The sequence below is a fragment of the Kribbella sp. NPDC055071 genome (assembly GCF_053608045.1).
This window is the reverse complement of sequence record NZ_JBSGUS010000002.1, coordinates 653512-679987: the sequence shown is the minus strand read 5'-3', so window position 1 is coordinate 679987 and position 26476 is coordinate 653512. Positions and strand designations below refer to the sequence as shown.

At 67.2% G+C, this 26476-nt stretch carries 26 protein-coding genes and 1 pseudogene; 11 read left to right on the top strand and 16 right to left on the bottom strand.

The window, feature by feature from the left end:
- From ACWF4Z_RS06590 to ACWF4Z_RS06575, 4 genes and pseudogenes are all read right to left on the bottom strand, one after another.
- On the bottom strand, positions 1-298 hold a 298-nt coding region (locus ACWF4Z_RS06590; RefSeq protein WP_452241929.1), incomplete at its 3' end, for an integrase core domain-containing protein.
- A gap of 287 nt (positions 299-585) precedes the next feature.
- Positions 586-822: pseudogene (locus ACWF4Z_RS06585) on the bottom strand (leucine zipper domain-containing protein); the annotation flags it as partial.
- Between the two features lie 350 nt (positions 823-1172).
- A complete protein-coding gene (locus ACWF4Z_RS06580; RefSeq protein WP_452241928.1) occupies positions 1173-1688 on the bottom strand; it encodes an FxLYD domain-containing protein in 516 nt (171 codons plus the stop codon).
- A gap of 314 nt (positions 1689-2002) precedes the next feature.
- Entirely contained in the window at positions 2003-2602 is a 600-nt protein-coding gene (locus ACWF4Z_RS06575) for a muconolactone Delta-isomerase family protein (RefSeq protein WP_452241927.1), read from the bottom strand.
- A 123-nt stretch (positions 2603-2725) separates the two neighbouring features.
- On the opposite strand from ACWF4Z_RS06575, the gene ACWF4Z_RS06570 reads away from it, so the two are divergent.
- The gene (locus ACWF4Z_RS06570; RefSeq protein WP_452241926.1) at positions 2726-3361 is read left to right on the top strand and encodes an AAA family ATPase; all 636 of its coding nucleotides are present in this window, start codon (positions 2726-2728) and stop codon (positions 3359-3361) included.
- Positions 3362-3389: 28 nt separating this feature from the next.
- Positions 3390-4532, top strand: a complete 1143-nt coding sequence (gene dnaN / locus ACWF4Z_RS06565; RefSeq protein ID WP_452241925.1) for a DNA polymerase III subunit beta — start codon at positions 3390-3392, stop codon at positions 4530-4532.
- Here dnaN and ACWF4Z_RS06560 read toward each other — a convergent pair.
- Positions 4522-5289 (bottom strand): alpha/beta fold hydrolase, encoded by a 768-nt coding sequence (locus ACWF4Z_RS06560; protein WP_452241924.1) that lies wholly within the window; start codon positions 5287-5289, stop codon positions 4522-4524. The two genes, dnaN and ACWF4Z_RS06560, sit on opposite strands and share 11 nt — an antisense overlap.
- Positions 5290-5488: 199 nt before the next feature.
- Between ACWF4Z_RS06560 and ACWF4Z_RS06555 the strand changes: the two genes are divergently transcribed.
- From ACWF4Z_RS06555 to ACWF4Z_RS06540, 4 genes are all read left to right on the top strand, one after another.
- Positions 5489-6460, top strand: a complete 972-nt coding sequence (locus ACWF4Z_RS06555; RefSeq protein ID WP_452241923.1) for a LysR family transcriptional regulator — start codon at positions 5489-5491, stop codon at positions 6458-6460.
- A 45-nt stretch (positions 6461-6505) separates the two neighbouring features.
- Positions 6506-7666, top strand: a complete 1161-nt coding sequence (locus ACWF4Z_RS06550) for an NAD-dependent formate dehydrogenase (protein ID WP_452241922.1) — start codon at positions 6506-6508, stop codon at positions 7664-7666.
- Positions 7667-7925: 259 nt separating this feature from the next.
- Positions 7926-8105 carry a hypothetical protein gene (locus tag ACWF4Z_RS06545; RefSeq protein ID WP_452241921.1) on the top strand — a complete coding sequence of 60 codons (180 nt, stop codon included), beginning with the start codon at positions 7926-7928 and terminating at the stop codon, positions 8103-8105.
- Positions 8106-8285: 180 nt separating this feature from the next.
- Positions 8286-8993 (top strand): GntR family transcriptional regulator, encoded by a 708-nt coding sequence (locus tag ACWF4Z_RS06540; protein WP_452241920.1) that lies wholly within the window; start codon positions 8286-8288, stop codon positions 8991-8993.
- A gap of 7 nt (positions 8994-9000) precedes the next feature.
- Here the strand turns inward: ACWF4Z_RS06540 and ACWF4Z_RS06535 are convergent, their stop codons facing one another.
- Positions 9001-9813 (bottom strand): tautomerase family protein, encoded by an 813-nt coding sequence (locus tag ACWF4Z_RS06535; RefSeq protein ID WP_452241919.1) that lies wholly within the window; start codon positions 9811-9813, stop codon positions 9001-9003.
- A 150-nt stretch (positions 9814-9963) separates the two neighbouring features.
- Between ACWF4Z_RS06535 and ACWF4Z_RS06530 the strand changes: the two genes are divergently transcribed.
- Positions 9964-10566 (top strand): TetR/AcrR family transcriptional regulator, encoded by a 603-nt coding sequence (locus ACWF4Z_RS06530; RefSeq protein ID WP_452241918.1) that lies wholly within the window; start codon positions 9964-9966, stop codon positions 10564-10566.
- Between the two features lie 52 nt (positions 10567-10618).
- On the opposite strand, the gene ACWF4Z_RS06525 is transcribed toward ACWF4Z_RS06530, so the two are convergent.
- The 5 genes from ACWF4Z_RS06525 to ACWF4Z_RS06505 all read right to left on the bottom strand — a co-directional run bounded on the left by ACWF4Z_RS06525 (position 10619) and on the right by ACWF4Z_RS06505 (position 17923).
- Entirely contained in the window at positions 10619-11155 is a 537-nt protein-coding gene (locus ACWF4Z_RS06525) for a hypothetical protein (protein ID WP_452241917.1), read from the bottom strand.
- 1 nt (position 11156) lies between these two features.
- Positions 11157-12656: an Nramp family divalent metal transporter gene (locus ACWF4Z_RS06520; RefSeq protein WP_452241916.1), complete on the bottom strand. Its 1500-nt coding sequence runs from the start codon at positions 12654-12656 to the stop codon at positions 11157-11159.
- A 66-nt stretch (positions 12657-12722) separates the two neighbouring features.
- Positions 12723-14867, bottom strand: a complete 2145-nt coding sequence (locus ACWF4Z_RS06515) for an acetate--CoA ligase family protein (RefSeq protein ID WP_452241915.1) — start codon at positions 14865-14867, stop codon at positions 12723-12725.
- 21 nt (positions 14868-14888) lie between these two features.
- Positions 14889-16115, bottom strand: a complete 1227-nt coding sequence (gene frc, locus ACWF4Z_RS06510; protein WP_452241914.1) for a formyl-CoA transferase — start codon at positions 16113-16115, stop codon at positions 14889-14891.
- Between the two features lie 92 nt (positions 16116-16207).
- Positions 16208-17923 (bottom strand): thiamine pyrophosphate-binding protein, encoded by a 1716-nt coding sequence (locus ACWF4Z_RS06505; protein ID WP_452241913.1) that lies wholly within the window; start codon positions 17921-17923, stop codon positions 16208-16210.
- A gap of 154 nt (positions 17924-18077) precedes the next feature.
- Here ACWF4Z_RS06505 and ACWF4Z_RS06500 point away from each other — a divergent pair, with 154 nt between their 5' ends.
- Positions 18078-18362 (top strand): hypothetical protein, encoded by a 285-nt coding sequence (locus tag ACWF4Z_RS06500; protein WP_452241912.1) that lies wholly within the window; start codon positions 18078-18080, stop codon positions 18360-18362.
- Here the strand turns inward: ACWF4Z_RS06500 and ACWF4Z_RS06495 are convergent.
- Together ACWF4Z_RS06495 and ACWF4Z_RS06490 are read right to left on the bottom strand one after the other, a co-directional pair.
- Positions 18323-18844, bottom strand: coding sequence for a hypothetical protein (locus ACWF4Z_RS06495; protein ID WP_452241911.1), 522 nt, complete (start codon positions 18842-18844; stop codon positions 18323-18325). The genes ACWF4Z_RS06500 and ACWF4Z_RS06495 overlap by 40 nt on opposite strands.
- A gap of 38 nt (positions 18845-18882) precedes the next feature.
- Positions 18883-20250, bottom strand: coding sequence for an OFA family MFS transporter (locus ACWF4Z_RS06490; RefSeq protein ID WP_452241910.1), 1368 nt, complete (start codon positions 20248-20250; stop codon positions 18883-18885).
- Between the two features lie 154 nt (positions 20251-20404).
- Between ACWF4Z_RS06490 and sucC the strand changes: the two genes are divergently transcribed.
- Positions 20405-21556, top strand: a complete 1152-nt coding sequence (gene sucC, locus ACWF4Z_RS06485; protein ID WP_452241909.1) for an ADP-forming succinate--CoA ligase subunit beta — start codon at positions 20405-20407, stop codon at positions 21554-21556.
- Positions 21557-21567: 11 nt separating this feature from the next.
- Positions 21568-22455 (top strand): succinate--CoA ligase subunit alpha, encoded by an 888-nt coding sequence (sucD, locus tag ACWF4Z_RS06480; RefSeq protein ID WP_452241908.1) that lies wholly within the window; start codon positions 21568-21570, stop codon positions 22453-22455.
- Here the strand turns inward: sucD and ACWF4Z_RS06475 are convergent.
- Both ACWF4Z_RS06475 and ACWF4Z_RS06470 read right to left on the bottom strand, forming a co-directional pair.
- Positions 22438-23463, bottom strand: a complete 1026-nt coding sequence (locus ACWF4Z_RS06475) for a LacI family DNA-binding transcriptional regulator (protein ID WP_452241907.1) — start codon at positions 23461-23463, stop codon at positions 22438-22440. The two genes, sucD and ACWF4Z_RS06475, sit on opposite strands and share 18 nt — an antisense overlap.
- Positions 23464-23571: 108 nt before the next feature.
- A complete protein-coding gene (locus tag ACWF4Z_RS06470; RefSeq protein WP_452241906.1) occupies positions 23572-24555 on the bottom strand; it encodes a 2-dehydropantoate 2-reductase in 984 nt (327 codons plus the stop codon).
- 195 nt (positions 24556-24750) lie between these two features.
- Here ACWF4Z_RS06470 and ACWF4Z_RS06465 point away from each other — a divergent pair, with 195 nt between their 5' ends.
- Positions 24751-25323: a dihydrofolate reductase family protein gene (locus ACWF4Z_RS06465; protein WP_452241905.1), complete on the top strand. Its 573-nt coding sequence runs from the start codon at positions 24751-24753 to the stop codon at positions 25321-25323.
- On the opposite strand, the gene ACWF4Z_RS06460 is transcribed toward ACWF4Z_RS06465, so the two are convergent.
- On the bottom strand, positions 25306-26238 hold the full coding sequence (locus tag ACWF4Z_RS06460) for a sigma-70 family RNA polymerase sigma factor (RefSeq protein WP_452241904.1): 933 nt from the start codon (positions 26236-26238) through the stop codon (positions 25306-25308). The two genes, ACWF4Z_RS06465 and ACWF4Z_RS06460, sit on opposite strands and share 18 nt — an antisense overlap.
- Positions 26239-26476 lie beyond the last annotated feature (238 nt).

The window sequence follows — 26476 nt, the reverse complement described above, 5'->3', positions numbered from 1 at the left end:
ACTCGTGGGTGAAGCGTTCGAGGAGGGCCTGGAGGTCGGCGATGGTCGCGGGCTGGTCGGGTTGGGCGCGGAGCCACTTCTTCATGGTCTGCTGGAAGCGTTCGACCTTGCCCTGGGTCTGGGGGTGCCAGGGGCGGCCGTTCTTCTGGTCCACGCCCAGCCGGCGGAGCTCGGTCTCGAGCGGGTTGCGGCCGCCTTTGCCGCCGGCCAGGCGGGTGGTGAACACCATCCCGTTGTCGGTGAGTGTGGAGGCCGGGATGCCGTGTGTGGCAACGGTTGTGCGGAACTCGGTGAGCACGATCGAGCCGGTGACTCGGTGATGGCGGTGATGCGTAGCGCGTAGCGCGTGCAGTCGTCGAGCCAGGTCAGGATCTCGGTGTCGGCGCCGGGCCTGCCGTCGGGTCGGGTGAGCCGGTAGTGGGTGAAGTCGGACTGCCAGCACTCGTTGGACATCGAGGCTTCGAACCGGATGTAGGACGACTTCGGTCGTTTGTTCGGTTCTGCAGTGACCATGCCGCGGGCGGTGAGGTGGCGGGCCACGGTGGCCCGGGAGACGGTGATGTCGTGGTGGTGGGCCAGGCGCCAGGTGATCGTTTCCGGGCCGGCGTCCAGGCCTTGGCCGGCCAGTTCCTTGCGCAGCCGCACGATCAGGTCCACAACCTCCAGCGGGATCGCGTTCGGGTTGGAGGCGGGCCGTCGCGACCGCGGCTCGAAGACCGCATCGCCGTCTCGGCGGTAGCGGGCCAGCAGCTCATACAGCCACGAGGTTGACACGCCGTAGGTCGCGGCAACTTCACGGACAGGACGGTTCTGGACCACCATCGCGGTGATCAGCAATCTGTTGGATGTCATGACCGCACGCTCAGCGCGGGCAGCACCCCATCCCGCGATCTCTGGAGACATCAATCCGGCATGTCGCGAGACACGTGTCCGGGATGTCGTGAACCACAACACTGCCGGGCGCGCCCAAAGACCCTCTGACCTGCGAGATGCACATCAGACGCTCAGTCGCCTCAGGGTGATTGCCGGCTGAGTTACCGGTACCGCCAGACAGGTCCCACCAGCGTCACCAGACGCTCGATACAAATCGGTGCGGGCGACCTCCGGGTGCCGGTGACGAATGACGAAGCCCCCCAAGCCGCACCAGTGGTTTGGGGGGCTTGTTGCGTCGCCTAGAAGGTGGCTTCCGCAGTGATCTTCACGTACTTCCCGTACGTCCCATCGGGAATGCAGTTCAGCGCCTGCGTCTGGCCGGGCTCGAGGTCACCGCTGTTGCAGCTCACGTTTCCGAGCACTGTGCCCTTGGCGTCGATGAACTTGAAGTGGATGAACGCGGTAGACGTGGCATCGCTGATGTTCTTCACCGAGCCGGTGACAGTGAAGCCACCGAGCGCCGAGTCCTTCGAGACCTTCCAGCCGGCAAGCGCCTGGTGCTTGCCGCGCTCGAACGCCACGCCTGGCTTCACCTCGATCGGCTTGTTCTTCTCGGAGTCGGCGCTGACCGACTTGCTCACCTCGTTGCCGATTGAGCCGACGATGGCCACGCATCCGCCGATCCCGAGGACGGCGAGGACCGCGATGACGATAAAGACGTTGCGTGCGGTGTGCTTCTTCTTCGGCGGCGGCGGCGCCTGGTAGGGCGGCGGCCCCTGCGGCGGATTTTGGGCATGCGGATACTGCTGTGTCACGAGATTCCCCCTACTTAGAGTGCGGGCCACCCCTGACCCGAGCCATGATGATGGCCCAACCGTCACGCTGCGTCAACTACTTGGGGTGCGCGCTCTTAGACCGCGCGCCATGAACCTTCTGCCCAGCGATGCTCGGGCGAGTGTCACGCGCCCAGGATGTTGTCGAAGCTACGGCGTCGCTGATGGTGCGCGGTTGGCGCTTCGACGACGTCGTGCGCGACTGCGCGATTACCTGATCTCTTGCTCGCGTACGGCGTCGCCGAGATGTCTGCCTGAGAGCCTTCGGGTGGCGGCTGGGGTGGGTTCGTCGGTGGCTAGGTGTTTGCGTGGGCGGGGTCGCTGGGGTGGGTGGTGAGGGGAATGATCTCGGTCTGGAGCCACTCGGCCAGTGGGAGAGTGTCGACGATCTTCTGCAGCTCGTTGGCGGTTTCGGTTTGCCAGTGGCCTAGGGCTCGGCCGTCGTCGCGGCGCCAGAGGCGGATGAGCGTTCCCTCGGCGGCGTGAGCGCGTGTGCTGGTCGCCTCGCCTGCGCGCTTCTCGTCGACCAGCGCGGGGTCCGCATCCTCGGGGATCGTCAAGGTGAAGACGGTGAAGTACTCCTTGGCGTCCGGCTGCAGCGGAGTCGGTGTGGCCGGGTCGTTCGGATGTGGTGAGAGCGCCGAGACCTCGTCGTTCCGCCAGATGCGCAGCGGCATCGCGGCCAGGATCGTCTCGAGGTGGTGGGCGTCGTCGGCCTCGAAGAGTCCGAAGGTTCGCCACTCCCCTGGCTTTAGAGGTGGGCGCCACAACCGGAGCAGTTGACCCTTCGCCGCGAGCTCACGCGAGTGGGCCGCCTCCCGACCGCGGACCTCATCGACGTTCGCCTCTGTCACACCGTCAGGTACGTGCGTCGTCATCGTGACGAGAAACTGCATCCCAACCTCCAGCGCTCGCTGTGAATCCTGCCACCAGCCATCCTCTCAGCGACTTCCTAGCGACTTCTCAGCGTCCTCTCGGGGCAGTAGGCGGTCCGCCGCTCGTCTTATCTGTACTGGCGAGTGACGGAAGGGCGACACGTGGTGGGTTTGTCGATACGACAGCGCACGGGCCGCGAGAGAGAGTTGCGGTATCCGGCGGAGTCTGTGGTGGTACTAGGTGGGGTACCAGGAGCTGGAAAGAGCACGTTGTTACGGCGCCTGTATCCGGTGGACGGCGCGTACGACGGAGTGCGGGTGTTCGACTCCGAGCGCCTGCGCGCCCAATGGATGCCTGTGCTCAGAGCTGTGCCATATGCGTGGTGGCGGCCGTTACTGCATCTGGCGTACTACGTCCTTGTGCTGAAGGCGATGCGGGCAGGCAGCGGCTCGTTAGTGGTGCATGACTGCGCCACGCGACCGTGGGTCCGGCAAGTGATCGGCTGGCGGGCCAAGCGGGCCGGACTGCCTTTGCATCTGGTGCTGATCGACGTACCGGGTGATGTGGCGCGGGACGGGCAGTGGACCCGCGGCCGCGTCGTACGGGCAGGCAGCATGGCTACGCACTGCCGTCGGTGGCCGGAGTTGTTGGCGAAGGCGGTCGAGGACCCGAGTCACGTCGTACCGGGTGCTGCGTCCGCTGTTGTGCTCACGCGAGGTCAGGCCAACCAGCTCACCCGCATCACCTTCGGCACAGATTGTCGGTGGCCGGTGATTTAGTCGTACTTCTTGCTGGTGAGGAGTGCGGATGAAGGTTCGGGTTGGTCGTGAGGTGCTGGCCGAGGCGGTCGGATGGGTGGCGAAGGGTCTGCCGAGCAGACCGAGTGTGCCGATCCTGGCCGGGATGATGGTCGAGGCCGCGGGCGGTCAGGTCACGCTCTCGGGGTTCGACTACGAGAGCTCAGCGCAGGTGAGTGTTCCGGCCGAGGTCGCGGACGACGGGCGGTTCCTGGTGTCGGGCCGGCTGCTGTCGGACATCTGCCGGAGCATGCCGAGGGACTCGGTGGATCTGAGCGGCGACGCAGCGGTCGTTCAGGTGAGCAGTGGGAGTTCGCGCTTCGTGCTGCACACCTTGCCGCTGGAGGAGTATCCGGCGTTGCCCGCGGTGCCGGCCGCGAGCGGGGTGGTCGATGGTGACGTGTTCGCGCGGGCCGTGGCGCAGGTGGTGAGCGCGTCCGGGCGCGACGACACGCTGCCCGTGTTCACCGGGATCAAGGTGGAGATCCGTGGCGCGACCATCTCCCTGCTCGCGACGGACCGATACCGCCTCGCGGTCCGGACGTTCCCGTGGGAGCCGATCGATCCGGATGTCGAGGCGAATGTCTTGATCCCGGCCAAGATGCTGCACGACGTGACCAAGACGATGGCCGGCCACGAGCTCACGCTCGCGCTCGGTTCGACCCGCGCAGGGGACGGGTTGATCGGGTTCGAGGGTGGTGGCCGGCGGGCGACGAGCCGGCTGATCGATGGCGACTTCCCCAAGGTCCGCACGCTGATCCCCGCCGAGAGCGCGATCACCAGCACCGTGACCGTGGACACGGCCGCGCTCATCGAGGCCGCCAAACGGGTCGCACTGGTGGCCGAGCGGACGGCGCCGGTCCGGCTCAGCTTCGCCGACGGTACGGCGACGCTCGACGCCGGAAGCGGTGAGGAAGCCCAGGCCTCGGAGTCAGTCGAGGCAACGCTCACCGGCGAGCCGATCGAGACTGGCTTCAACGCCGGCTACCTACTGGACGGCCTCGCCTCCTTGGGCGCCCCGATCGCCCACTTCGCCTTCACCCAACCCACCAAACCAGCCAACCTCACTGGCCTCCGATCACCCGACGACAGCCCGACAGCGGAGTCGGCGTACATCCTGATGCCGATGCGCCTGCCCAAGGTCAGCCCTTGAGGAACTCACCCTCGAGCGCGCCGGCGAGGGTTGGCGACGGAATGGTGTGAAAGGTGCCGTCGTAGCCCTCAAGCTTCCCGTGCGGTAGGGCCGCCGCGGTCTGGCGGGCTGATTCCTGCAGCCACAGCGGACTGGCGTTGCTGTACAGGACCAGCGTCTCCACTGCGGTGGAGGAGAGCAGCGACGTCGGTACGGCGCTGTCCCCCATCTGCAGGCCGTCGTACACCAGGGTGTGCGCGATCGCCTCCATGCCGGCCCACATCGGGCTCTGCCGGATTTGGTCGACCACCTCCTTCGGCTGACCGACTGCCTCGAGCATGAAGAGTTCAGCCGCGCCACCCGGGTTCCCGGCCGCGACGAACTCCTGCAACCGCTCGATGTACCGCTCCGGCACCGGCGGCGCCCCCTCGACCCGGAACGGCGGCTCGAACACCGCCTGCTTCTCGAACGGCAACCCGGCCCGCAACAGCACCAACGACCCGGACGAATTCGCACAGGCGAAGCGAGCGCCGGTCGCCGACCGCACCGCCTCCAGGTCCTCCCACTCACGCTCGACCGCGTACGGCAACGTGTCGCCGGAATCCCCACGGCCACGCCGGTCATAGTTCACCACCGTGAACGCCGACGCCAGCGCCTCGGCATCCTCCACATACCGCGAGCGAGCGGTGAACCCACCCGCTACGAGCACCAGACCCGGCCCACTGCCGTACGTGTCGTACGCGATCTCGGTGCCGTCCTGCGAGACAACCTTTTCCATCACCACTCCTGTCGCCGCGAGAGTCTCTCTCCTAACCGTCGCGTGGAAGCGCGCCAGACAGACACACCCTCCATGTGATCCACCTCACACGATCCGGTCACACGGTCCGAGACCTTCCGGCACCGTGACGACCTCACTACAGTTGCGTTATGTATACAGACGACTGGTATGCAGTCTGCACTTCAGAGCCGAGCTGCTGATGCTGCTCCGTCAGCTGGAGTATCTCGTCGCCCTCGCCCGGGAGAAGCACTTCGCCCGGGCCGCGGACGCCTGCTACGTATCCCAGCCGTCCTTGTCCGCCGCGATTCGTAAGCTCGAGCAGGAACTCGACGTACCGATCGTTCGACGCGGTCGTCGCTTCGAAGGGCTGACGCCCGAAGGCGAGCGAGTCCTGTTGTGGGCCCAGCGGATCCTCGCCGAGCAGGACGCGCTCCGGCACGAGCTGTCGGTGTTGCGCGGTGGCCTGACCGGCACGCTTCGGCTCGGCGCGATCCCGACCGCGATGCCGGTCGTCTCGCTGCTCACCACCCCGTTCTGCGAGCGGCACACGAACGCTCGCGTCACCCTCGAATCGCTGTCGTCGCGCGACATCACCCACAAGCTCGCCGACTTCGATCTCGATGTAGCGATGACGTACCTCGACGACGACACCCTCGGGCAGGTTCGCAAGACGCCCCTGTACGAGGAGCGGTATCTCCTCCTCACTCCGCAGCACTCGGAGCTGGCGGAGTTGCCGGTGGCAACGTGGGCGCAGGTCGCCGGACTGCCGCTCTGCCTGCTCTCCCCCGACATGCGCAACCGCCGGATCATGAACGGCTACTTCACCGACGACGGCGTGACCGCGACACCCTCGATCGAAAGCGACACGGTCTCCGGTCTCTACAGCCACCTGCACGGCAACCACTGGTCGACCGTGATCTCGCACGCCTGGCTGCACATGTTCGGTGTGCCCGACGGCATGCGCGTCGTACCGCTGAAGAGTCCAGCCCACGGTCCGCGGGTCGGCTTGGTGATCGCGGCCCGCAGTCCCGAGCCCGTGCTGGCCCGCGCACTGCTCGACATCGCCCGCCAGGCGGGTGTCCACGATGCCCTCGACCAACTGCTCGACGTACACCTGATGGGTTCTGGCTATCTCGACATAGCGAGCAAGTCTTTGACCGTACGACCGTGACCCGGCGAGTGTGGAAGTCCCTTCGAAACAAGGAGATTCCACCCCATGGCCAAGATCCTCTGCGTTCTGTACGACGACCCCACCGGCGGCTACCCGACGTCGTACGCGCGCGACGACATCCCCACGATCACCGGCTACCCCGGCGGCCAGACCGCTCCCACACCGAAGGCGATCGACTTCAGCCCGGGCACCTTGCTCGGCAGCGTCTCCGGTGAGCTCGGCCTGCGCGACTTCCTCGAGAGCCAGGGCCACACGCTGGTCGTGACGTCCTCCAAGGAAGGCGCCGACTCTGTACTCGACCGCGAGCTACCAGACACGGACGTTGTCATCTCACAACCGTTCTGGCCGGCCTACCTGACCGCGGAACGAATCGCGAAAGCGCCGAACCTGAAGCTCGCGATCACCGCCGGCATCGGCTCGGACCACGTCGACCTGGATGCCGCGATCGAGCACGGTGTGACCGTTGCCGAGGTCACCTATTGCAACAGCATCAGCGTCGCCGAGCACGTCGTGATGATGATCCTCGGGTTGGTCCGCAACTACATCCCGTCGTACCAGGTGGTCGTCGACGGCGGGTGGAACATCGCCGATTGCGTGCAACGCTCGTACGACCTCGAGGGCATGCACGTCGGCACGGTCGCGGCCGGCCGGATCGGGACCGCCGTACTGCGGCGGCTCGCGCCGTTCGCCGTGAATCTGCACTACACCGACCGCCACCGGCTGCCGGAGTCGATCGAGCGCGAACTCAACCTCACCTTCCACCCGAGCGCGGCCGACATGGTCCCGCACTGCGACGTGGTCACGATCAACGCGCCGCTGCACCCCGAGACCGAGGGCTTGTTCGGCGACAAACTGCTCGGCACGATGAAGCGCGGCACGTACCTGATCAACACCGCGCGCGCCAAGATCGCCGACCGGGACGCGATCGTGCGGGCCCTGGAGAGCGGACAGCTCGCCGGGTACGCCGGCGACGTCTGGTACCCGCAGCCGGCGCCGGTCGACCACCCGTGGCGGACCATGCCGCACCACGGCATGACGCCGCACATCTCCGGCTCGTCCCTGTCCGCCCAGACCCGGTACGCCGCGGGCACCCGCGAAATCCTGGAATCCTTCTTCGCCGGTACACCGATCCGCGACGAGTACCTCATCGTCGACGGCGGCCAACTGGCCGGCACCGGCGCGCACTCGTACTCCACCAAGTCCTGACCGAACCGTGTACAGCTCGACAGGACGTACACGTCCACTGGGCTCGGCCGCACGCGTGGCGGTCGACCTCGATCAGGAGCAGTGGGCCTATACGTCCTGTCGAGTTGCACAGCAACCCCCGGCCTGGGTGTAAGCCGGATCACGTCGGACGTAACCGGGATCACGTGAGACGCGGGCATAACCGGTGAGTCCGGCTGGTTGAATGTATACAGAAGGCAGAATTCAAGATGGTCCCGGAAACGCCGGGGCGGAAAGGGCAATGATGATCTTCACTCGTAGGTTCGGTGCTCTGGCGGCTCGCCCGCAGTTCCCGGATGCCCCGGAGCTGCAGCAGGAACTCACCCACCCCGTGGACCTCGACGCCGAGCTCGCCCGTCTGATCACCGATGACGAACGGCAGCACGACGACCGCAAGCGCGCCGACGAGTCGGCCGCCTGATCAGGTCGCGGCGAAACACTATGTTCGGTCATGGCACTTGGTAGACTGTCTACCAAGTGCCGTGCCGTATCTCCAGTCCGTACCGGGAAGGACCTCATGACGACCCTCAGCACAGGCCCAGGGACAGGCTCAGGGGCGGGCCCAGGATCGGGCCCCGGATCGGGCGGGGAGCCGGCCGGTGTGCGGCACGTCAAGCGGCCGACGCCGCTGCGCGAGTCCGTCTACGAGGCCCTGACCGAGATGATCATCGACGGCACCCTCGAGCGCGGCCGGCACCTCGTCGAGGTCGAGCTCGCCGGGCTGCTCGGCGTCTCCCGGCAGCCGGTGCGCGAGGCCCTGCAGCGGCTGAACAACGAAGGCTGGGTGGACCTGCGCCCCGGCTTCGGCGCGATGGTGCACGTCCCCGCCGAGGACGAGGTCGACCAGCTGCTCGCGGCCCGCGCCGCCCTGGAGTCGGAGTCCGCGCGACTCGCGGCCCGGCACGCGACGAAGGACGACCTGGCGAAACTCCGTGAGCTCTGCAAGGTCGGCACGGCGTACCAGGAGGCCGGCGACATCGACGCCACCGTCCGGACGAACGGCGAGCTGCACAGCCTGATCACCCAGATGTCCGGCAACCGTTTCCTGGTCGACTTCGCGGCCCAGGTGGATCGCCGCGTCCGGTGGTACTACACGCCGGTCGCGCCGGTGCGTGGCGCCGCCTCCTGGCGCGAACACAACCGTCTGGTCAAGGCGATCGGCGACGGCGACGAGGACAAGGCCGCCCAAATCATGCGCGAACACACCGAGCACACCCGCAAGGCCTACCACGACCTCCAGTCCGGCGCCGAGCCCGTCGAGCCGACCGAGGACGCGACTCCCCGCCGCCGTCGCCGTACGACGAACTGACCCGTCGTCAGCTCGCGGGGCGGAGTTGGGCTGTGTCGGCGTAGAGGCGGGTGCCGGCGACACGGCCGTTCGTGATCTCGAACAGCCAGAGGTTGTGGAAGACCACGGGGACACCCGTCGCCTTGGGTACGGCGGTGTTGGTCAGCTGTACGGCGAAATGCCCGTCGGCCTCGATCACCTGGTCGACGTGGCTGCTGAACGATTCCCACGTCTCGGTGCCACCGGGTGTCGTTGCGAAGAAGTCCTTGAACGAGTCGCGTCCCTTGTACTCACCGCCGTACGGCAGTGAGTCGGGTAGCGACATGACGAAGTCGTCCCGGAGCATCGGGAGGATGCGGCTGCTGTCTTTGTGCGCGAACAGCTCCGTGATCGCGTAGGCCAGCTCCCCCTTCGTGTAGACCTCACGGGAGCCAGAAGCGTCGAGCGCCTCGGCCGCGACGATGTCGGTCCCGATGATGCCGTCGGCGAAGGAGAAGTTCTCGGGTGGCGTGATGGTCATCATCACGAACACGTCCGCCGGGCTGATGCCTGGATCGATGCTGAGCAGGCGCACGAGCTCCGCGTAGAACCGACGCTTGGCCGGTACGCCGCGGTCGAGGCCGTCGGTGATCCGGACGAGGGTCCAGTCCGCCGATCGCGGACCGCCTCGGAACTCGGTCGGGAACACCATCGCGCCCGCCTCGAACTCGTGGATGAGCTGGAAGTCGTCATCCGGCTTCATGGCGAGCTCGGAGACCAGCGCGTCGTGCACCGCGCGGGACAGGGCGTGCAGGTACTCGGGCGACTTGCCGCGGACTACTGAGATGTCGACGAAGGGCATGACCATTCCTCTCCAGGGCCGGCGTTCACCGTCGACCGCTTTACTATGTAGGTCATCATACATCCCGCGCACCGCGAATTTTCAGCCACTTGAGGCTCCCGGAGCGGCCTGGTAGTATGTCGGCAGGCATATTTCAGGCAAGAGGACGGCATGGCGATGGGACGACGGTCCGACGCGAAACAGAAGATGGTGCAGGCCGCCAAGCAGCTCATCCGTGAGCGTGGCTACAACGCGACGGCCTTCTCCGACGTGCTCGAGCTCAGCGGCGCCCCGCGTGGCTCGGTCTACTTCCACTTCCCCGGCGGCAAGACGGCGCTGGCGATCGAGGCGGCCGCGGCACACGCCCACGAGCAGGTCGAGATCATCGACCGGGCCGCCGAGCAGGCCGACAGCGCGACCCAGCTCGTCGAGAACTACGTCGACCTCGGGCGCAAAGGCATGGTGGCCAGCCACTACACCCGCGGCTGCGGAATCGCTCCCCTGGTGCTCGAAGGCGGCGCCCAGGACTCGGACGAAGTAGCCGAAGCAAGCCGCCACTCATTCGCCGAGATGGTCGACCGCCTCGCCCACCACTTCGTGGCGTTCGGCGTCGCCCGCCCCACCGCCCGCACGCTCGCGAACGCCGTCATCGCGGCAGTCGAGGGAGCAATGATCACCGCCCGAGCCCAACGCTCCCCGGCCCCCTACGACGCCATCCGAACCGCCCTGACCCACTACGCAAAAAGCGTCTCTCCCAAGACAGTCGCCCCGTAACCCGAGTCGGGTTGCGGGGCGACTGGCAGGGGAATCAGGCAACGCAGGGGAATCAGGCGACGCGTTTCTTGCGGCCGCGGCCGGTGGCGGCTTTGCGGGCTTCCAGGGCCGTTGCCAGGTGGACGTACTGCTCCACCGTGCGGCGTGCGTAGAGGTTGTGGTCGAGGATGCGTGGCCACCAGTGGCGGCCGATTTGTTCGTGGAGCCAGAGGAAGCCGATCGCGAAGCCCATGCTGACCAGGGCCCGGAAGGCGAGGAACTTCCACGGTTCCGGCGGGAGGCTCGGCGTACCGGTGACGACCCACGCGGTCACGACCGCGTGGACCATCAGGGCGAGCGGGAAGCCGATCGCCCAGTAGACCGCCGCCGGCGCGAACACTCCGGCGGGGACCTTCTTCAGCGCGACCAGTACGGCGTACCCGGCACCGAACAGGACGAGTGGGACGGCGAGGCCGAGGCCGGTGACCACGGCCCACCCAAGCGGCTGACCGACGAACGCCGCCAGCCCACCGGCCATGATCCCCGCCAGGAGGCCTACCGCGGCGGCCGGCGCCGAGTACTCGGCGAGCTGTTTCAGATCGGTAGTCATGTCAGCCCACTGCCACGCCGAAGCGGAACAGGCAGTAGAACAACATGCCCAGGTAGAACACCGCGCCGAACCCGATGATGACGTTGCGGATCGGACCGGGCCGGATCTTCTTCGGTAGCAGCATGTTGTTCGTCAGCAGCAACACGATGCAGTAGGCACCCATCGCGAAGGTGGACAGGAAGGCGAGCGTGTCCAGGATCCCGGCCGGACCGTCGGCCGGACCGAACAGCAGGATCAGGATGCCGAACACGATGACGCCCCACAGGAACCCGGCGTACAGCCTCGACATCGAGAACCGTTTGGCTCCGGGGACGAAGTAGTACGTCATGTCCGCCTGGCCGCGAGAGAACGAGTCGAACAGGCCCAGCGTCGCGTTCAGGCCGATGAGCGCGATGAAGGCGAAGAACAGCGTGCCCAGGATCGGGCTACCGGCCGCGGCGAAGGCGTCGGACATCGCCTTCAGTGCAGCGTCGCGGTCGCCGCCTTCGATCAGCGAAGCGACGTTCGGGTTCTGCCGGGCCGCCGACATGGCCAGCACGGTGAACGAGATCGTCACCAGCATCGTGATCCCCCAGAAGAGCAGGATCGCGTCGAACGTGACCCACTTGCGCCAGCCCTTCCACTTCGCCATCTCCGCGGGGTCCTCGGTGTCGAACATGAACCCGCGCGACGGCATCGACTCCGCCTCGCCCTCGGCCCGCAGGCCACGGATCTTCGGGATGTGCGCACCCATGCCGGCCCCGCTGTCGCGCAGCTGCAGGGTGTACCACATCTGCTGCATACCGGACGGGCCGGCGAAGGCGATCGATCCGACCACGACCGGGAACCAGACCGACGTCATCGCCTCGTGCGGGAAGTACCCGAACGCGAACATCCCGGACAGCGTCCGGCCGAGGTCGTCCCAATTGCCGACGATGGCCGCGATCACCGACGTACCGACGACCAGTACGCCGATCAGCAGGCCGAGCAGCTTCTCGAGGAAGTTGTAGATCACCGACAACATGCTGAACAGCACACCGACGAACACCAGAGCCACGCACGCGGTGACCTGCCAGGGGATGCCGGATATCTCCTCGAAGGCGGCCGCGCCCGCGGACAGATGGCCCGGCCACATGTAGATCAGGATCGCCGCAACGTAGAAGAACCACATGATCGGCTTGAAGATCCGCGCCGCGCCGAAGAAGATGCTCTCCCCGGTCGCCATCGCGTACCGGGCCATCTCCAGCAGGACGAACGCCTGCAGGGTCACACCGACCATGAACAACCAGCGGATATCCGGTCCGAACACCAGGACGAGCCGGGGCCACATGTAGGACTCGCCCATGCCGACACCCAGTGCGACCAGGAACACGGTCGGACCGAGAATGTGCATCGACGGCGGAGCGTCCGGAAGTTTCCGGATCGGCATCGGTTCGAGCCGGCCCGCGTGCCAGACCCTCTCGGTCACGGCGGCCGCGGCGGGCTCTTCTGGTACTTCTGAGGTCTTGCTCGTGACGTCCAAGGCGGACTCCTTTATTCGACGCCAACTCGCTGGATGGATACTCCCCCGCTGACCGAACCTCCCTCGCTACGAACCGAGCGGACCCGCGTTGCGGGCCCAGCGATACTTGGCACCGAGCACCTGGACGGGCGTCTCGGTGGTGTACGGGTACGCGACCACACCGTGGTCGAACAGGTACTGACTGGCTTCCTCGACCTCGACGTCACCGGACAATGAGGCGACGACGGGCTTGTCGATGCCCTTGGCCCGGTATTCCTCGACCACCTCGGCGACGAGCTTCGCGAACACCATCGGCGGCGTCACGATCGTGTGCCAGTAGCCCAGGATGAGCGCGTGGATCCGCTCGTCCTCCAGCCCGAGCGCCACGGTGTTCCGGTACGTCGAGGGCGGTTCGCCGCCGGTGATGTCCACCGGGTTGCCGGCGGCACCGAACGGCGGGATGAACGTGCGGAAGGCCGCGTCCAGGTCGTCCGGGATCTCCATCAGCGTCAGGCCGGCGTCGACACAGGCGTCGGAGAGCAGTACGCCGGAACCGCCCGCGCCGGTGATGATCACGACGTTCTCGCCCTTGGGCGTCGGCAGCAGCGGGATCCCGCGCGCGTACTGGAGCATGTCGTTCAGCCCCGGGGCCCGAACCACGCCGCTCTGGCGCAGGATGTCGTCGTACACCTTGTCGTCGCCGGCCAGGGCGCCGGTGTGCGAGCTCGCGGCGCGCGCGCCCATGGAGGTACGGCCGGCCTTCAACACGACGACCGGCTTCTTCTTGGACACCCGGGCCGCCGTCTCGGCGAAGGCCCGGCCGTCTTTCAGGTCCTCAAGGTGCATGGCGATCAGGTTGGTGTTGTCGTCGTTCTCGAAGAACGTCAGGAGGTCATCCTCGTCGATGTCGGCCTTGTTGCCTACCCCAACGATCGCGGAGACCCCCATCCGGCTGGACCGGCTGAACCCGAGGATCGCCATCCCGATCCCGCCCGACTGCGACGAGAGGGCAACGGACCCGCGCACGTCGTACGGCGTGCAGAACGTCGCGCAGAGGCTCTCCGGCAGGTAGTAGTAGCCGTAGATGTTCGGGCCGAGGATCCGGACGTTGTGTTTCTTGGCGATGGCAACGACCTCGTCCTGCAGCTCCTGCTCGCCGGTCTCGGCGAAGCCGGACGGGATCAGGATCGCGCCCGCGACGCCCTTCTGGCCGCACTGCTCGAGCGCCCCGGCGACGAACTTGGCCGGTACGGCGAACACCGCGACGTCCACGTCACCCGGCACATCCAGAATGCTGGGGAACGCCTTCAGCCCGAGCACCTCCCCGCCACGAGGGTTGACCGGGTAGATGTCCCCGGCGTACCCGCCGTTGACCAGGTTCTTCATCACCGAGTTGCCGATCTTGCCGTCCTCGTTCGAGGCTCCGATCACGGCAACGGCCCGCGGCTTCATGATCCGGTTCATCGCAGTCAGGATCTGCTCCTGGCTGTAGCGCTCAACCGGCTTGCCGGCCTCGGCGTCCACGATGATCCGGAAGTCCACCGCGGTGGAGCCGTCCGGCCCGGCGAGCACCGGGTTCAGGTCGACCTCGGCGAACTGCGGAAAGTCCGTGACCAGGTCCGACAGCCGCTTGATCAGGTCACCGACCGCGTCCTTGTCGACCGGCTCCGCGCCGCGGATGCCTTCGAGCATCTCGCGGGCGCTGATGCCGTCGACCATCGCTCGGGCCTCGTCCGCCGTCAGCGGGGCGAGGCGGAAGGTGACGTCCTTCAGCACCTCGACCAGGACGCCACCCAGCCCGAACGCGACCACCTTCCCGAACGTCGGGTCCGTGACCGCACCGATGATGACCTCCTGCACGTCACCGCCGGTGACGAGCATCTTCTGCACCTGGACTCCGACGATCTCCGCGTCGGCCTTGTAGACCAACGCGTTGTCGACGATCGCCTGGAACGCCTTCTGCGCGGCCTCCTCCGAGTCCACCCCGACGATCACACCGCCGGCGTCGGTCTTGTGCAGGATGTCCGGCGACACGATCTTCAGTACGACGGGGAAGCCGATCTCGGCCGCGAGACCGGCCGCTCCCTCGGCAGTCGTGGCCAGCCCCTCTCCCGGGGTCGGGATGCCGTAGGCGTCCGCGACCAACTTGGCCTCGGGTGCGCTCAGCGAGGTACGGCCGTCCGCCAGAGCCTGGTCGAGGATGGTCCGGACTGCTGCCTTGTCATAGGTCATTGCGAGAGCTCCAGTTCAGGATCAGATGACGCCGGCGGCCTTGAGTTCGGAGAGTTCGGCGGTGTCGATGCCGAGCGCGCCGTAGATGACGGAGTTGTGCTCGCCGAGACCGGGTGAGGTCTCGACCTGGACCGGGGAGTCGGACAGCTTGATCGGGCAGCCGACCGTCTTGAACTTGCCGCGCTGCGGGTGCTTGACCTCGACCACCGCGCCCAGCTCGGCCAGCGTCTCGTCCTCGATCAGTTCGCGGGTGGACATGATCGGCCCGCACGGCACGTTCAGCGCGTTGAGCTTGTCCATCACTTCGAACTTCGTGTGCTGCTCGGTCCACTGCTCGATCAGCGCGAACATCTTGTCGAGCTTGTCCAGGCGTGCGGCCGGCGTCGCCCAGTCCGGGTCGTCGGCCAGCTCCGGCTTCCCGATCAGGGTGGCGATCGGGGCCCAGCCGGGCGGCTGCACGATCACGTAGATGTAGTCGTTCGGCCCGCCCGGCGAGCACCGCAAGGCCCAGCCGGGCTGCCCGCCGCCGGATGCGTTCCCCGACCGCGGCACCTCGTCGCCGAAGTTGTCGTTCGGGTACTCGGGCAACGGGCCGTGGCTGAGCCGCTGCTGGTCGCGCAGCTTCACCCGGCTCAGGTTGAGCACGGCCTCCTGCATCGCCACCGTGACCCGCTGGCCCTTGCCGGTGGTCGTCCGCTGGTACAGCGCGGCGAGGATGCCGGCGACCAGGTGGATCCCGGTGCCGGAGTCGCCGATCTGCGCTCCGGTCGCGGTCGGCGGTCCGTCCTCGAATCCGGTCGTACTCATCGCCCCGCCCATCGCCTGGGCGACCACCTCGTAGGCCTTGAAGTCCTCGTAGCGGCCCGGGCCGAAGCCCTTGATCGAGGCGAAGATCAGTTCGGGGTTGAGCAGCTGCAGGCGCTCCCAGGTGAAGCCCATCCGGTCGATCGCGCCGGGAGCGAAGTTCTCCACCAGGATGTCGGAGTTCTTCACCAGGTCGGTGAAGATCTCCTTGCCCCGCTCGGACTTCATGTTCAGCGTGATGCTGCGCTTGTTGCAGTTGAGCATCGTGAAGTAGAGGCTGTCGACGTCCGGGACGTCGCGCAGCTGCTGGCGGGTGATGTCTCCGGTCGGCGCTTCGAGCTTGATCACGTCGGCGCCGAGCCAGGCCAGGATCTGGGTGCAGGACGGTCCGGACTGCACATGGGTCATGTCGAGTACACGGACACCCTCGAGGGCCGAACTCATCCACGTACTCGCTTCGCTCCGTGCGCGGATGAGGCACGAGTCGGACTGCGTTGAATGATGAACTCGCTTCGCTCGTTCATGTCGGGTCCCCTCTACTTGTACATGGTCTGGTTCATGGTTCCGGGGGCGTACGCGTCGGGGTCGACCCAGACGTTGATCAGCGACGGCAGCCCGGACTCGCGCGCCCGCTGCATGGCGGGCCCGATCTCCTTCGGGTCCCGGACCTCTTCGCCGTACCCGCCGAGCATCTTGGCGAATTCGTCGTACTTCACGTCGCCGAGCGTGTTGCCGATCCGGCCGCGGTCGTGGCCGTACTTGACCTCCTGGCCGTAGCGGATCTGATTCATCGACGAGTTGTTGCCGACGACACCGACGAACGGGAGCTTGAAGCGGACCAGCGTCTCGAAGTCCCAACCGGTCAAGGAGAAAGCGCCGTCACCGAAGAGCGCGACGACCTCCTTGTCGGGTCGCGCGTACTTCGCCGCGAGCACGAACGGGATGCCGACACCGAGCGTGCCGAGCGGGCCGGGGTCCATCCAGTGGCCGGGCGACTTCGGCTGGACGACGCCACCGGAGAACGTCACGATGTCGCCGCCGTCGCCGATGTAGATCGAGTCCTCGGTGAGGAACTCGTTGATCTCGTGCGCCAGCCGCAGCGGGTGGATCGGGTTCGCGTCGGACAGCTGCTTGGGCAGTCGCTTCTGGTACGCCGCGTCCTCCTCGGCGCGAAGCTCCGCGAACCAGGCCTTGCGATCCGTCTTCTGCAGCCGGCCGCTCGCCGCCTGGGTGACCGCCGCCAGGATCGCCCCCGGGTCACCGACCAGGCCGAGGTCGATGTCGCGGTTCTTGCCGACAGTGCGGTAGTCCATGTCGATCTGGACCACGGTTGCGCCCTTCGGCAGCCGGCGACCGTAGCCCATCCGGAAGTCGAACGGCGTACCGACGATCAGGATCAGGTCGGCGTTGTTGAACCCGTATCGCCGGGACAGGTGGAAGTGGTGCGGGTCGCCGGGCGGCAGCGTGCCGCGGGCCGAGCCGTTCATGAACACCGGGATGTCCAGCGTCCGGGCGAACGTGGTCGCCGCCTCGCTGCCGCGCGACGTCCAGACCTGTGTGCCCAGCAGTACGACGGGCTTCTCGGCCCGGACGAGCAGGTCGGCCAGCGCCTCGATGCTCGCCGGGTCACCGATGCTCTTGGTGGACGCGCGGTAGCGACCGGCCTCCGGGATGGTGGCCGATTCGATCGGCACCGAGTTGTCCAGGATGTCGCGCGGGATCTCCAGGAACGACGGGCCGGGAGCGCCGTTGAAGCACTCCCGGAACGCCATCGAGACCATGTCGGCGGCCCGTGCGGTGTGCGGCACCGTCGCCGCGAACTTCGTGATCGGCGTCATCATGTCGACGTGCGGCAGGTCCTGCAGGGACCCCATCTTGTGCTGGTTCAGCGCGCCCTGGCCGCCGATCAGCAGCATCGGGCTCTCGGCCCGGAACGCGTTCGCGACTCCGGTGACGGCGTCCGTCGTACCGGGGCCGGCGGTGACGACCGCGCAGCCGGGCTTGCCGGTGATCCGCGCGTACCCGTCCGCCGCGTGCGCGGCGACCTGCTCGTGCCGTACGTCGACCACCGCGATGCCCTCGTCGACACACCCGTCGTAGATGTCGATGATGTGACCGCCACAGAGCGTGAAGATCACGTCGATTCCCTCGGCCTTGAGGGCCTTCGCGACCAGGTGACCACCCGAGATCGTCGTTGGGTCCTGCTCCTTGACCTGTACGACGGGCTGGGATTCCGACACTGTCTGCGCCATCTGCAGTCATCTCCTCGGAGGGCCGGGGGATCGCCCGGCGTGGCTCTTCTGTCTATCGGTGCAACGAGCTGTGTAGATTGCATACCGTATGGTGTAGTCGTAGTCTTAACCCACGCCCCGGTAGTTGTCCAGAGCTCGTGACCAGGAGGCTGTGATGACCATCCACGACGACCTCGACCGGACCCGCCAGGCCGTGCTGGCGTTGGAGAAATCCCTTATGGCGTTGAGGAATCAGCTTGGCCCGCACCTCGACGTGCTGCGGTTGCTGGACGACCTCGACCGGTGTTCGACGGACCTGCGCAGGCTCGAGCAACAGGTCGGTCCGCCGCCGCGGTACGAGCTGGTGGTCATCCCCGACGACGACACCGACCACGGGTTGTGGGGCGCCGGGGACGTCGATCACGAGGGTGTGGGCGCTCCCGGTCGCAAGGCACCATGAACTGACAGGCACTGTTTGACCAGGCTTCTCAGTCGTACGTCGCGGTCACCGTTCGCAGCTCGGGCGGTGACCGCGATCGCTTCCGCGGCCTGTTCGGTCGCGACAAACGTGCGGTAGAACGGTTCGCTCCGCCTGAGTCGGCCGAGCAGCGGCAACCACCACCCCGCCAGACCCGCGGGCTCGTCGGCAGAACCCAATAAATAAAGGGCTGTTTGGTGCGCACCCGCCAGTCGATCGCGTTCGTCATGGGTCAGCTCGCCGCTGGCCAGGGCCGTTGACACGCAGAGCGCGACCAGGCGTGCGGTGGGCTCAAAGCCGGTGCGTGCGGTGTCGAGGAAGTGCGGTGCCAGTGGGAGTAGTTCCCGGCGGCCGGCCGAGCTGGTGTGGTCGTGGACCGCCCTGGCCACGGCACTCAGGACCGGATGCACGCAGGCCGGGCGGTCTGTCCACGGTTCGCGGGCGAGTCGGGACACGAGTTCCATAACGCACGGGTCCGGGCGCGGGACCCGGGCGTACGAGCTCACTCGCCTGGCCCGGCTACCGGCGTACCGAGTTGTCGGCGGACCGATAGGGCGGGGCGGCCCGGTTGTTTGAGGAGTCGCACGCTCAAGGCCGTCAGTACGCCGAGCAGGCCGGCGCCGAGGAACAACGGCCGGTAGCCGATCGCCGCCACCAGCGAGGCCGCGACCCCGATGCCGACGAGTCCGCCGACAGCCTTGGCGGAGTAGAGGATCGCCTGGTTCTGGAGCAGGCTGTTCTCGCCGAAGAACTCGAGCACGAGGTTGGCCATGATCGCGTAGAACGCACCACCGCTGAGTCCGGCGAACATCGCGCACACCACGAAGACCGCCGCAGCCCCAGACTCCGCGGCCACGACGAGGCCGACATGGGAGAAGCCCTCGACCATCAGTACGGCGGCCAGCACCCGGCGCCGGCCGAATCGGTCCGACAGGTTGCCGGCGAACGACCGGCCGAGACCGTTGACCGCGGCAAGCATTCCGGCGGCGAACCCGGCCACCGCGACCCCCAGGCTCGCGGTGACCGCGTAGCTCACCACGAACGCGATGCCGAGCAGCGAGAGCGCCGTACTGATCGCGAGCATCAGCCACATCAACGGGAGTGCGCCGGTACGCATCGCCTCCCCTGGCCGGTAGTGCCGGACGGCCGGGATGTTGTGCGGGATGTTGCGATTGAGCTTGCGGTCGATCGCCCACGACTGCGCATCGATCTCCGCGGGCCACCAGTGCCGCGGCGGATCCTTCAGCAGACCGCCCGCCACCAAGACCACCAGCAGCGCGACCAGAGCGGTCAGATCGAAGACGATCCGCTGACTGTCCTGGAAGATCGTCAACAGCGCAATGCTCGGTACGGCGCCGATGGCGAAACCGCCCGTGACGAACCCGATCGTGGCGGTCCGCCGATCCGGGAACCACCGGGCCGAGGTGGTGATGCACGCGGCGTAGACGAGGCCGGCGCCGGTCCCGCCGAGGAGCGCGTAGCCGATCAAGACACCGCCATAGCTGTGCACGTGGGCGAGCGTGGCGAGGCCGATCGCGGCGAGCACTCCGCCGACGACGACCAGTTGGGTGGGCGTGGCACGTCGTACACGCTGGAGCCAGGCGGCCGGGATCGCGACGAGGGCCTGACATGCAACGAAGACCGCAAGCAGCCACATGGTTTGCGCGGTGCCCCAACCACGGTTCGACTCCAGGCCGAGAGCGGCGGTGCCGAACGAGTACTGCAGTGGGCTGATGGCGACCATGCACGCCCACGCGGCCCACAGCTGCCAGCGACGGGAGTGGCCGGTCAGGTCGTGGGCTTCTTCTCCGATGCGGTACCGCCGGCCGTAGACGTCACGTACATCCCGGCTGGGCATCACGTGGTTCATGGGCGCGCCTCCTGACTACTGCATACCGTATGAAGTCTGTGGTACTCCTCCGCGCTACCGCTGTCCAGACCTGGAGTGTTGCGGTCGGCCTCTTGTGACCAGATTGCATACCGCATACAGTCGCCTGAAAGCAGATCGATGCCGGGAGGCCCCCGTGGACCTGATGGAGTACCAAGCCAAAGAGCTCTTCGCCCGCCATGGCGTCCCGGTGGCGCTCGGCCGGGTGATCGAGGATCCGGCCGAGGCCGCAGCCGCTGCGGAGGACCTGGGTGGACGCGTCGTCGTGAAGGCGCAGGTCAAGACCGGCGGCCGCGGCAAGGCCGGCGGGGTCAAGCTGGCGAAGACGCCCGACGACGCGGTGGAGAAGGCCGGGGAGATCCTCGGCATGAATATCAAGGGCCACACCGTGCATCGCGTCCTGCTCGCACCGGCCGCGGAGATCGCCGCGGAGTACTACCTGTCGTTCCTGGTCGACCGGGCCAACCGCTCCTATCTGTGCATCGCCAGCACCGAGGGCGGCGTGGAGATCGAGGAGGTCGCGCACACGAATCCGGACGCGATCGCCAAGGTGTCCATCGATCCTTCGGTCGGGGTCGACGCGGAGAAGGCGGCCGAGATCGTCGCGGCGGCCGGATTCCCGGCCGGTGCCGACGACGTCGTACGGAAGTTGTGGGCGGTGTTCATCGCGGAGGATGCGTCGCTGGTCGAGGTGAATCCGTTGGTCAAACTGGCGGACGGTTCGCTCGAAGCGCTGGACGGGAAGGTGACGCTCGACGAGAGCGCGTCGTACCGGCATCCCGATCACGCGGGCTTCGAGGACAAGGCGGCCGCCGATCCGCTCGAGGCCGCTGCCCACGCCAAGGGCCTCAACTACGTGAAGCTGGACGGCTCGGTCGGGATCATCGGGAACGGCGCCGGACTCGTCATGTCGACCCTCGATGTGGTCGCATACGCGGGATCGTCGTACGACGTGAGGCCGGCCAACTTCCTCGATATCGGCGGTGGCGCATCGGCCGAGGTGATGGCGAACGGACTCGGGATCATCCTGTCCGACCCGCAGGTCCGCAGCGTTTTCGTCAATGTCTTCGGCGGAATCACCGCGTGCGACGCGGTGTCGAACGGGATCGTCCAGGCGCTCGAACTGCTCGGCGACAAGGCGGACAAGCCGCTGGTGGTCCGGCTGGACGGCAACAACGTCGACGAGGGCCGGCGCATCCTTGCCCAGGCCAACCATCCGCTGGTGACCGTGGTGGACACGATGGACGGCGCGGCCGCTCGCGCCGCCGAACTGGCTGCCGAGAACTGAAAGGGACGAGAATGGCAATCTTCCTGACCGAACAGAGCCGGGTCGTCGTGCAGGGCATGACCGGGTCCGAAGGACAGAAGCACACGAGCCGAATGCTTGCCGCAGGCACCGATATCGTCGGCGGGGTGACACCGGGCAAGGGCGGCCGGTCGGTCGACTTCGCGAAGCGTTCGATCCCGGTCTACGGCTCCTGCGCCGATGCAGTCGAGGCCACCCGGGCGGACGTGTCGGTCGTCTTCGTGCCGCCTCGATTCGCCAAGGGTGCTGTGATCGAGGCTGTCGATGCCGGCGTACCGCTGGTGGTCGTGATCACCGAAGGCGTGCCGGTGCATGACACCGCCGCGTTCTTCGCACACGCCCAGGCGTCGGGCACCACGCGGATCATCGGGCCGAACTGCCCGGGCATCATCAGCCCGGGCCGCGCCAACGCGGGCATCATCCCCGCCGATATCGCCGGGCCTGGCCGCATCGGGCTGGTGTCGAAATCGGGCACGCTGACTTATCAGATGATGTACGAGCTGCGGGACTTCGGCTTCTCGACGGCGATCGGCATCGGCGGCGACCCGATCATCGGTACGACGCACATCGACGCGCTCGCGGCGTTCCAGGACGATCCCGAGACCGACGCGATCGTAATGATCGGTGAGATCGGTGGTGACGCCGAGGAGCGCGCGGCCGCGTTCATCAAGGAGAACGTCACCAAGCCGGTCGTCGGGTATGTCGCCGGCTTCACCGCTCCTGAAGGCAAAACGATGGGACATGCGGGCGCGATCGTGTCCGGTTCGTCGGGGACGGCGGCCGCAAAACAGGAGGCGCTGGAGGCTGCCGGCGTACGCGTGGGCAAGACGCCCACCGAGACCGCCGACCTGATGCGTGCAGTGCTAGCGGTCGCGGTTTAGCGGGGCGGTACTGCGGCGGACGACCAGCTCGGTCGGGACGATGACCGGGGTGTGGTGGTGTTCGCCGGCCTTGATTTCGCTGAGGAGGGCATCGACGGCGCGGCGGCCCACCTCGGCGAACGATTGGCGGATGGTGGTGAGGGGCGGCCAGAAGTGGGCCGCCTCTTCCATGTCGTCGAAGCCGACCACGCTGACATCTTCCGGTACGGCGCGACCGTGCTCGTACAGCGCCCGCAGCAGTCCGAGCGCCATCTGATCGTTCGCCACGAAGACCGCAGTGACCTTGTCGTCGGCGGCCAGCCGCCGGCCGGCGTCGTACCCGGAGCTCGCCGACCAGTCACCGTCCAGCACCGGTGGCACCTCGCGACCGTGATCGAGCAAGGTCTGCTCCCAGGAGGTCCGCCGGCGTTGAGCGGCGTACGACGTCGGCGATCCGCCCACGTGCCACACGGTCTGGTGGCCGAGCTCGAGCAGGTGCTCGGTCGCCAGACGTGCGCCCTGCGCCTGGTCGCTGTCGACAATCGGGTAGTCGTAGTGCGCACTGGTGTCGACGACGACCACCGGCAGCCCGTCCGGCACCATCACGCCGGCCGAGTGTGCCTCGATCAGGATGATGACGCCGTCGACCGCCTGCTCCCCCAGCCGGGTGAACGCGTCGGTCATCGCGTGCTCGGTGACATCCAGCACCGGCACCAGGTTGATCGCGTAGCCGCTCACAGTGGCCGCCGTGGCGATCGCCTCCAGGGAGCGCGTCGTTCCGATCGTCGACAGCTCGAAGACGATCACGCCGATGCTGCGGTACTCGCCGCTGCGGAGCGCGCGGGCCGCCTTGTTCGGCCGGTACCCGAGCTCGCGCATGGCCGCACGGACCCGGTCCCGGGTCGCGGCATCGACGTTCTGCCGGTCGTTCGCCACCCGCGAGACCGTCTGTCCGGAGACCCCGGCGAGCCTCGCCACGTCCGCCATCGACGGGCCGCGCCGCCGTACCGGTGATCGCTGCGTCGGCATCGGCATCTCCTCCCTGCGCCGCAGTGTAGACATGTTGACGTCATCATCGCGGTTCTGCGGGAGGTGGAACAGGTGGGTCCGGCGTCGCTGTGGCCGGACCCACCTGGCTCAGGTGGCCACCGGTGTGCCGATCTTGGTGGCGAGGAGGTCGGCGACGGCGTGGACCGCGCGCAGGGTGGGCGCCTTGGTGCCGGTGAGATCGGCGAGCTCGACGACCGCGGCGAGGATGACGTCCAGCTCGAGTGGCTTGTCCTTCTCCAGGTCCTGCAGCATCGAGGTCTTGTGCTCGCCGACCTTCTCGGCGCCGTTGATTCGCTTGTCGACGGAGATCTCGGGGTGACTTCCGACGGCACGGGCGATCTCCAGCGTCTCCTCCATCATCAGCCGGACCATCGCGCGGGTGCCTTGGTGCGTGGCGATCTCGACCATCGTGGCCCGCGCGAGCGCACTGATCGGGTTGAAGGCGGCATTGCCGAGCAGCTTGATCCAGATGTCGTTGCGGATGTCCGGCTCGACCGGGCACTTCAGTCCGCCGGCGACCATCGCCGTACTGAACGCCGTGCAGCGCTCCGTGACTCCGCCACCCGGCTCACCGATCGAGAACCTGGTGCCTTCGAGATGCCGTACGACGCCTGGGCCTTCCAGCTCGGTCGAGCAGTAGACGACGCAGCCGACAGCGCGATCGAGGTCGAGCACCCGGGTCACCGAGCCTCCCGGGTCCACCGACTCGACCCGGCGTCCTTCGTACGGGCCTTTGAGGCCGTGGAAGTACCACCAGGGGATGCCGTTCTGCGCGGCGACGACGACGGTCTTGTCGTGCAGGAGCGGCTCGATCAGCGGGCCGGCGCTCGCGTACGAGTTCGCCTTGAGGCCGAGGAAGACGTAGTCGGCCGGCCCGACCTCGGCCGGATCGTCGGTGGCCGGCGTCATGGCCTCGAAGTCGCCGCGCGGGCTGAGGACGCGAACCCCGTGCGACCGGATGGCCTGGAGATGAGCACCGCGGGCGATCAGATGCACCTCGGTGCCACCACGATGCAGGGCCGCGCCGACGTACGCACCGATCGCACCCGCGCCGAGAACCGCAACCTTCATGGGTGTCCCGCCTTCCGTGGAGGTTTGGTATACCGCATACAGTAGGCGGGAGCCCGAATGCGGTCAAGATCACACCCCCGGCAAGCGCTCGCCGCTTTCAGCCCGCAGAAAAAGTTCTGTGCGGACCGATGAATCGCGGCGAGCCCGTCTGTATGTACTGGCGAAAGCTCGTTCACACCGACCAAGGAGCGCATCATGGGCCGCGTCATCGTCAGTCAGTTCATCAGCCTCGACGGCATCGTCACCGACCCCGACGGCTCCGGCCGCACGCGGGCCGGCGGCTGGGCGTTCCGCTATGGGCCGGAGCCGGTCTCGGGCGACAAGTTCCGGCTCGGTTCGATCCTGGACACCGGCGTGATGGTGTACGGGCGCACCACCTGGCAACTCCTCGGCGGACTGTTCTCGACCCGCGAGGACGACTTCTCGGTCCGGATGACCAAGATCGCCAAACTGGTCGCGTCGAACTCCCTGACCGATGTCTCCGGGTGGAACAACTCGATCCTGATCGACGGTGACCTCGTTGCGGCTGTCCGTACGGCGAAGGAGTCGCGCGACGTCGTCGTGGTCGGCAGCCTCAGCGTGGTCCACGCACTACAGGCGGCCGACCTGGTCGACGAGTACCGCCTGATGACATTCCCGACCGTCGTCGGCACGGGCGAGCACCTCTTCCCGGCCGCCGACGCCCCGGTCAACCTGGACCTGGTCTCCACGGTCCAGATCGGCCAAGCCTTACTGACGACGTACGAGCGGTCAGAGGCTCGGAGCTAGCCCGAACGCGGCGAAGACGGCTTGGTTCTGGAAGACGCGGTTGTGGGTGATGCCGGCCGCGGTGATCGTGAAGACGTGCATCGTATGCAGGCGATGGACGCCACCTTCACCGCGGTACACCGCGATGCCGGCCTGGCCGTTCGCCCCGATCGGCACCACGCGCCAGTCCGTCCCCCGCAGGTCGAAGACCCGCGCCACGAACCGCAGGTGGTCGTCGCGACCGGCGTACCAGTTGTACAACGGCGGCATCTCGAGGATGACGTCGGCGGTGAGCAGCTCGGCGAACGCAGCCACATCCGCCGCCTCGAACGCCACGATGTACTTGTCGACAATCTCCCGCGACCGCGGATCGTCAGGCTCCAGTACGTCGTCCTCCGCCAAGCCGGTGTCCGCCAGCTTCGCCCGGGCGCGCTGGAGCGCACTGTTGACCGCCGCCGGGGTGAGCTCGAGCTCCGCAGCGATCTCGGCGGCGGACCAGTCCAGCACCTCGCGCAGAATCAGCACGGCGCGCTGTTTGGCCGGTAGAAACTGCAGTGCGGCAATCAGAGCGAGTCGCAGACTCCCCTGCTTCCCGACCACGTCCGCCGGGTCGTCCGGGAACGGCTGCAACCACGGGACCTCTTCACCCCGGACGAGCGCACCCTCTGGATCCTCACCCCGCGCAACGAGTCCAGACGGCAGAGGGCGGCGGTTGCGGCTCTCCAGCTCGTTCAAGCAGGTGTTTGTGGCAATCCGGTACAGCCAGGTCCGCAGCGACGCACGTGTCTCGTCGTACCGATCAAAGGCCCGCCAGGCGCGCACCAGAGTCTCCTGCAGGAGGTCTTCCGCGTCCTGAATCGATCCAGACATCCGATAGCAGTGATGAAGCAGCTCCCGCCGGTACGGCGCCGCCTGAGCCTCGAAAGCTACGGTCACGCCCCCATTGTGTTGGCAGGACGGGCCAGGTGAGGTGGCGGGCGGTGGTCGAGGAGTGCGACACACAGAGTGGCGATGGGTGGTTGGTGGTCGACTGAGCGTGCTAGGGTTTTCCGCGGTTGCAGTTTTGCAGTTCCACGTTCGTTTCGAAGCGCCCGCGGATCAGTAATCCGCCGGGCGTTTTTCTCATATCAGGACCGTTGGTCCGATCTGGGAGGGCTGGTTGCGGCAACCCGGG